General features: G+C 72.0%; 8 protein-coding genes. All 8 read left to right on the top strand.

Annotated features, from left to right (window positions below; all coding sequences use genetic code 11):
• A partial coding sequence (locus tag EZM81_RS17555) for a hypothetical protein (RefSeq protein WP_136646674.1) occupies nucleotides 1-443 on the top strand: 443 nt, incomplete at its 5' end.
• On the top strand, nucleotides 391-2,394 hold the full coding sequence (locus tag EZM81_RS17550) for a phage terminase large subunit family protein (protein ID WP_136646673.1): 2,004 nt from the start codon (nucleotides 391-393) through the stop codon (nucleotides 2,392-2,394). The genes EZM81_RS17555 and EZM81_RS17550, both read left to right, overlap by 53 nt.
• Nucleotides 2,395-2,399: 5 nt before the next feature.
• Nucleotides 2,400-2,615 (top strand): phage head-tail joining protein, encoded by a 216-nt coding sequence (locus tag EZM81_RS17545; RefSeq protein WP_136646672.1) that lies wholly within the window; start codon nucleotides 2,400-2,402, stop codon nucleotides 2,613-2,615.
• Between the two features lie 3 nt (nucleotides 2,616-2,618).
• Nucleotides 2,619-4,115 (top strand): phage portal protein, encoded by a 1,497-nt coding sequence (locus tag EZM81_RS17540; RefSeq protein ID WP_136646671.1) that lies wholly within the window; start codon nucleotides 2,619-2,621, stop codon nucleotides 4,113-4,115.
• 4 nt (nucleotides 4,116-4,119) lie between these two features.
• The gene (locus EZM81_RS17535) at nucleotides 4,120-5,157 is read left to right on the top strand and encodes a head maturation protease, ClpP-related (protein ID WP_166583530.1); all 1,038 of its coding nucleotides are present in this window, start codon (nucleotides 4,120-4,122) and stop codon (nucleotides 5,155-5,157) included.
• 4 nt (nucleotides 5,158-5,161) lie between these two features.
• Nucleotides 5,162-5,533, top strand: coding sequence for a head decoration protein (locus EZM81_RS17530; protein ID WP_136646669.1), 372 nt, complete (start codon nucleotides 5,162-5,164; stop codon nucleotides 5,531-5,533).
• A gap of 25 nt (nucleotides 5,534-5,558) precedes the next feature.
• Nucleotides 5,559-6,572, top strand: a complete 1,014-nt coding sequence (locus tag EZM81_RS17525; protein ID WP_136646668.1) for a major capsid protein — start codon at nucleotides 5,559-5,561, stop codon at nucleotides 6,570-6,572.
• A partial coding sequence (locus EZM81_RS17520; protein ID WP_136646667.1) for a hypothetical protein occupies nucleotides 6,572-6,845 on the top strand: 274 nt, incomplete at its 3' end. The genes EZM81_RS17525 and EZM81_RS17520, both read left to right, overlap by 1 nt.

The following is a 6,845-nucleotide window of genomic DNA, read 5'->3' as shown; positions in this document are numbered from 1 at the left end:
CGTCGAAGACCCGCAAGCCGCCCGCGCCGAAGCTGAAGCCTGTCCCCGAGGCGGCCGTGGTTGCCGTCGGCGACACGCTCCGCGAACAGGGTCTGGCAGTCCCCGCCGTCGGCGGCGGCACGACCTTCCTGCAGGCCAAGACCGCGAACGAGGTGCTGAAGGCGCAGGAGCGGCGCATCCGGCTGCAGAAGCTGAAGGGGGAGTTGATCGAGCGGGCCCGCGCGCTGGCGCTGGTGTTCCGGCTGGCACGAGAGGAACGGGACGCATGGGTGAACTGGCCTGCGCGCGCCGCGGCGCTGATGGCGGCCGAGCTCTCGGCCTCGTGCAGCGACGCGACGGACCAACAGATCACAGTGGAGCCAGCCGCGATGCAGAAGGTGCTGGAGAAACATGTACGCGCCCACCTCGACGAACTCGCCGAGGTCCGGCCCGACTTCCGATGAGAGTGGCGATGGCCTGACGGGCTTCGACGGCGCGGGCGAGATCCTGCGCGCCTGGGGCAACGGGCTGCGGCCCGATCCGGACCTTACCGTTTCGGAATGGGCGGACCGGCACCGGATGCTCTCGGGCCGCGCCTCGGCCGAGCCGGGGCGGTATCGCACGGTGCGCACGCCCTACATGCGCGAGATCATGGACCGGCTGAGCCCTGGCGATCCCACGCAGCGGATCGTATTCATGAAGGCCGCGCAGGTCGGCGCGACCGAGGCGGGCAACAACTGGATCGGGTTCGCGATCCACCAGGCGCCCGGCCCGATGCTGGCGGTCCAGCCGACCGTGGAACTGGCCAAGCGCAACTCGCGCCAGCGGATCGATCCGCTGATCGACGAGAACCCGGAGCTGCGGGAGCGGGTGAAGCCCGCCCGGTCGCGCGACGCGGGCAACACGATGCTGTCGAAGGAGTTCGCGGGCGGCATCCTGATCATGACCGGGGCGAACTCGGCCGTGGGCCTTCGCTCGACCCCGGCGCGGTACATCTTCCTCGACGAGGTCGACGCCTATCCGGCGTCCGCTGACGAGGAAGGCGATCCGGTGACGCTCGCCGAGGCGCGGTCGCTGACCTTCGCCCATCGGCGCAAGGTGTTCCTGGTCTCGACGCCCACGATCCGGGGGCTGAGCCGGATCGAGCGGGAATACGAGGCCAGTGACCAACGCCGGTTCTTCGTGCCGTGCCCGCATTGCGGCGCGATGCAGTGGCTGAAGTTCGACCGGCTGCGCTGGCAGAAGGGGCACCCCGAGACGGCCGAGTATCACTGCGAGGGCTGCGACGCGGCAATCGCGGAACACCACAAGACGGCGATGCTGGAGGGCGGCGAATGGCGGGCGACCGCCACGGCCGCCGATCCGACCACGGTCGGGTATCACCTCTCGGCGCTCTATTCGCCGATCGGCTGGCTGAGCTGGGAGCGGATCGTGCGGGCATGGGACGCAGCCCAAGGGTCGGACGAAGCGATCAAGGCCTTCCGCAACACCATCCTCGGCGAGACCTGGGTCGAGACCGGCGAAGCGCCGGACTGGCAGCGGCTCTACGACCGGCGCGAGACGTGGAAGCCCGGTATCGTTCCCGCGGGCGGGCTGTTCCTGACCGCCGGGGTCGACGTGCAGAAGGACCGGATCGAGGTCGATGTCTGGGCCTGGGGTCGTGGCTTGGAAAGCTGGCTGGTCGATCACGTCGTGATCGAGGGCGGGCCCGGCGATCCGGCCTGCTGGCAGCAGCTGACCGACCTGCTCGGCCGGGTCTGGCGGCACGAGGGCGGGCGGCACATGACGCTGGCGCGGCTCGCGATCGACACGGGTTACGAGACGAGCGCGGTCTATGCCTGGTCGCGGCAGACGGGCTTCGGGCAGGTGGCGCCGGTGAAGGGCGTCGAGGGGTTCAACCGCTCGAGCCCGGTGAGCGGGCCGACCTATGTCGATGCGACCGTCGCGGGCAAGCGGCTGCGCCGCGGCGCCCGGCTCTGGATCGTCGCCACCTCGACCTTCAAGGCCGAGACCTATCGCTTCCTGCGGCTGGAGCGGCCGACGAAAGAGGAACAGGCGGCGGGTGCGCTGTGCCCGCCCGGCACGATCCATCTGCCGGACTGGGCCGACGGCGAATGGCTGAAGCAGCTGACCGCCGAACAGCTGGTGACGGTCGCTACCCGCCGCGGCTTCGCCCGGCTCGAATGGCAGAAGCTGCGCGAGCGCAACGAGGCGCTGGATTGCCGGGTCTATGCCCGCGCCGCCGCCTGGATCGCGGGTGCGGATCGCTGGCCGGAGGCCCGCTGGGCCGATCTGGAAGCGCAGCTCGGCGCGGCGAAGCAGGACGGGCCAACGGACGGCGCGGCGACAGAGCCGTCCGTCCCAGCACGAAGGCTGCCGCTCCGGCGGACGATACGCTCGAGCTACATGAGGTGAACGCCATGGCCACGGCCGCCGAACTCCGCGCCCGCCGCGAGGCGCTGGCCGCGCAGCGCGTCTCCGGCATCGCCCGCGTGAGCTACGACGGCAAGACGGTCGAATACCGCAGCCTGGCCGAGATCGACCGGGCGCTCGAGGCGCTGGAGCGGGAGATCGCCGCCGCCGAGGGGCGCCGGATCGTGCGGCAGCTGCGCGTGACGACGGCGAAGGGGCTCTGATCCATGGGGCTTCTCGACCGCTTCCGCCGCGCAAGGGCCGGCGGCGCCCCGGCCGTGCGCGCCCGCCTCGAGGGCGCCATGGCACAGCGCCGCCTGCGGGGCTGGAACCCGCCCTTGGAGAACATCAACGCGCTGGTCGCCGCGGGCGGGCCGCGACTCCTGGCGCGGTCGCGCGAACTGGTGGTCGCCAACGGCTATGCGGCGAACGCCTGCGAGGCCTTCGCCGCCAACCTCGTGGGCGACGGGATCAAGCCCTCCTCGCTGATCGGGGACGGGGCGCTGCGCGACCGGGTGCAGAAGCTCTGGCTCGCCTGGACGGACGAGGCCGATGCGGATGGTCTGACCGACTTCTACGGGCTTCAGGCCATGGTCGCGCGCGAGATGTTCGTCGCCGGCGAATGCTTCGTGCGCCTGCGCCCGCGCCGGCCCGAGGACGGGCTTTCGGTGCCGCTTCAGCTGCAGCTTCTGCAATCCGAGATGCTGCCCTTCGAGAAGACCGAAACGGCCGCCGACGACAACCGCATCCGCTGCGGGATCGAGTTCGACGCCATCGGGCGGCGGGTGGCCTATCACTTCCGCCGCCGCCATCCGGGCGACAGCACGGACCGGCGGGTGGCGGTGCCCGAGACGGTGCGCGTGCCGGCGGCGGACGTGCTGCACATCTACCGGCCCATCGATGCGGGCCAGATCCGGGGCCTGCCGCATGTGGCGCCGGCCATGGTGCGGCTCTTCCTGCTCGACCAGTACGACGACGCGGAACTCGACCGGAAGAAGACCGCGGCGATGTTCGCGGGCTTCATCACGAAGGCGGCGCCCGAGGAGCCGATGATGGGCGAAGGCGCCGCCGATGCCGAGGGGGCGGCCCTCGCCAGCCTCGAGCCCGGTACGATGCAGGTGCTGCTGCCGGGCGAGGACGTGAAGTTCTCGTCCCCGGCGGACGTCGGCGGGGGCTACGAGGCGTTCCAGTACCGCACGCTGCTCGCCGTCTCGGCCGCGCTGGGGCTGCCCTATCACCTCGTCACCGGCGACACGGGCCGGGCGAACTATTCCTCGCTGCGCGCCGAACTGGTCGAGTTCCGCAGGCGCATCCAGCAGCTCCAGCACGGCGTGATCGCCCATCAGCTCTGCCGGCCGGTCTGGGCGCGCTGGCTCGAGACGGCCGTGCTCGCGGGCGCGCTCGAGGGCCGGCCGGACGCGCTGCGGCCCGTCCAGTGGATCCCGCCGCGCTGGGACTGGGTCGATCCGCTGAAGGACATCCAGGCGCAGGTCCTCGCCATGGAGGCGGGCATCGTCTCGCGGCGCAAGGTGGTCGAGGCCACGGGCTACGACGTCGAGGAGATCGACCGCGAGAACGCCGCCGATGCGGCGCGGGCGGCGGGCCTCGGCCTGCATTACCGCACGAGCCCCGGCGGGACGCAGGGCGCCCGCGCCACGCCCGCCCGGCTGCCCGATCCGGGGTCGGATGCGCCGGGCGCAGACGCGCAACCCGAACAGGAGTGACAGGATGAAGAGCTGGTATGCGATCCGCGCCCGGGGGCGCGACCGGGAGGACGCGCGGGCGGAAGTGGCGATCTACGACGAGATCGGCGCCTTCGGCGTCTCGGCGAAGGGGTTCCTCGCGGAACTCGGGGCGCTGCCCGAGGGCACCCCCGTCGATCTGCGGCTGAACAGCCCCGGCGGGTCGGTCTTCGACGCGGTGGCGATCCACAACGCGCTGAGGCGCCATGCCGGGACCGTGACGGTCTGGATCGACGGCATCGCCGCCTCGGCGGCCTCCTACGTGGCCATGGCGGGCGACGAGATCGTCATGCCCGAGAATACCTTCCTGATGATCCACGACCCCTCCGGCCTCGTCATGGGCACGGCGGAGGACATGCGCGCCATGGCCGAGGCGCTCGACAAGGTGAAGGGCAGCCTCGTCTCGGGCTATGCCGGCAAGTCCGGCCGCACGCCCGAGGAGGTCGCCGCGCTGATGGCCGCCGAGACCTGGTTCGACGCCGCCGACGCCGTGGCGCAGGGCTTCGCCGACCGGATCGCCGACCCGGTCCGCATCGCCGCGCGTTTCGACACCGGGCGCTTCCGCAACGCACCGCCGGTGCTGGCGGAGCAGGCCGAAGCCGAGCCGGAGCCCGGAGACGAGAACGACGGGGCCGATACCGGGGCCACCGACGAGGCGGTCATGGTCGAGGACGCCGCGGTCGCGGACGCCTGGGACGAGCAGGCCGCCGCGTCCGATGCGCCGCAACCGCCGGCGGGCACGTCCCCGCCGGGCGGACCGCCGCCCGATCCGTCCGCGATCCGCGCCGAGGCCCTCGCCCATGCCCGCGCCGTGATCGACCTCTGCCGCCTTGCGGGCCGGCCGCAGATGGCGGGCCGCTTCCTCGAACGCGATGCGGGCCTCGACGAGGTGCGCGCATCGCTCCTCGCCGCGAAGGCCGAGGCCGAGCCCGAGATCGCGCCGCATCACCCGCAGCCCGGCCGCAGCGCGAGCGCGCGTCCCTGGGGCGACGTGATCGCCCGCACCTTCAAGCCGAAAGGATGAGCCGATGACCACGCTGACCGAAGGCCCGCATGCGGGCGGCTTCCTCGTCTGGGAAGTCGCGCGCGACTACACCCGCGAAACCGTCGTCCTCGCCTCCGGCGCGGGCAAGATCGATCCCGGCACGGTGCTCGGCAGGATCGCGACGGGCGGCAAGTTCGTCCCGCTCGCCCCCGCCGCCTCGAACGGCAGCCAGAACGCCGCCGGGATCCTCTGGGGCAAGGCCGATGCGACCGACGCCGATGCCGCGGCGGTGGCCGTCCTGCGCGGCCCGGCCCTCGTCAACCGCCACGAACTCGTCTGGCCCGCGGGCGCGACCGAGCCGCAGATCGCCGCCGCCACCGCGGCGCTGGCCGCGCTCGGGATCCTGCTGCGCTGATCCCCTCCATCGAAAGGACATCCCCATGGCGACCATGGACATCTTCGAAGGCGATGCCTTCTCGATCGTCGAGCTGACCCGCGCGCTGGAGAACATCCCCTACAGGCCCGCGATCCTGTCGGGCTCGGGTCTCTTCGGGCCGCGCGGCGTGCGCGCGCGAACCGTGGTGATCGAGAGCCGGGACGGCACGCTGTCGCTGATCCCCTTCTCCGAGCGCGGCTCTCCTCACGAGCAACAGGTGCCCGAACGCCGCGAGATGCGCGCCTTCGTCGTGCGCCAGTTCAAGAAGCAGGACGTGCTCTGGGCCTCGGAGATCCAGGGCATCCGCGACCACGGGTCGGAGACCGCCGTCCAGCAGGTGCAGACCGAGGTGGCGCGCAAGCTGGCGCGGCTCCGGAACGATGCCGAGGCCACCTTCGAGTTCCACCTCTTCAACGGCATCCAGGGCGTGGTGAAGGATCCGAAGGACGGGGCGACGGTGGTGAACTACTTCGCCGAGTTCGGCATCGCGCCGGCCGCCGAGGTGGACTTCGACCTCGACAACGCGACCCCCGCCTCGGGCGCGCTCCGCAAGCGCTGCCAGGCGCTGATCGAGAGCGTCGAGGACAGCCTCGGCGGGCTCGCGGCCGGCCAGGTCCAGCTGCGCGCCGAATGCGGCTCGGCCTTCTTCGCCGATCTCGTGGCCCACAAGGAGGTGCGCGAGACCTACCTCAACACTGCGGCCGCCGCCGACCTGCGCGGGCGCGTGGGCGAGGAGGTCGCCTTCGGCGGCATCACCTTCCGCCGCTACCGGGGCGGCCTCGGCTTCGGCGTGCCGACCGACAAGGCCTACTTCTATCCCGAGGGCGTCGAGGGCCTCTTCGAGATCTACTACGCCCCGGCCGACACCTTCGAGACGGTCAACACGCCCGGCCTGCCGCTCTATGCGCGCACGATCCCCGACCGCGACCGCGACGAATGGGTGCGCCTCGAGATCGAGAGCAACCCGCTGCCGATCTGCACCCGCCCGCAGGTTCTGCGCTCCGCGCGGAGGACGTGATGGGGGCCGTCGACCTGGCGCTCGACGCACTCTTCGCCGATCCGAACATCGGCCGGGACGCGGTCTACATCGCCGAGGGCGGCGCGCCCGTCCTGGTGCGCGTCGTCGCCCGCCGAGCGGACGCGGTCACCGGCTTCGGCGATGCACGGCTCTGGTCCGAGACCACCCGGATCGACCTGCGCGTGGCCGAGGTGCCAACCCCACGCCCCGGCGACCGCATCGAGATCGAGGGCGATGCCTTCCTCATCCAGGGCGAGCCCGTCCGCGACCGCG

This window comes from Tabrizicola sp. YIM 78059 (assembly GCF_004959785.1).
GTDB lineage: Bacteria > Pseudomonadota > Alphaproteobacteria > Rhodobacterales > Rhodobacteraceae > Tabrizicola > Tabrizicola caldifontis.
The sequence above is the reverse complement of the archived record's forward strand: the minus strand, read 5'-3'. Positions and strand labels throughout refer to the sequence as shown.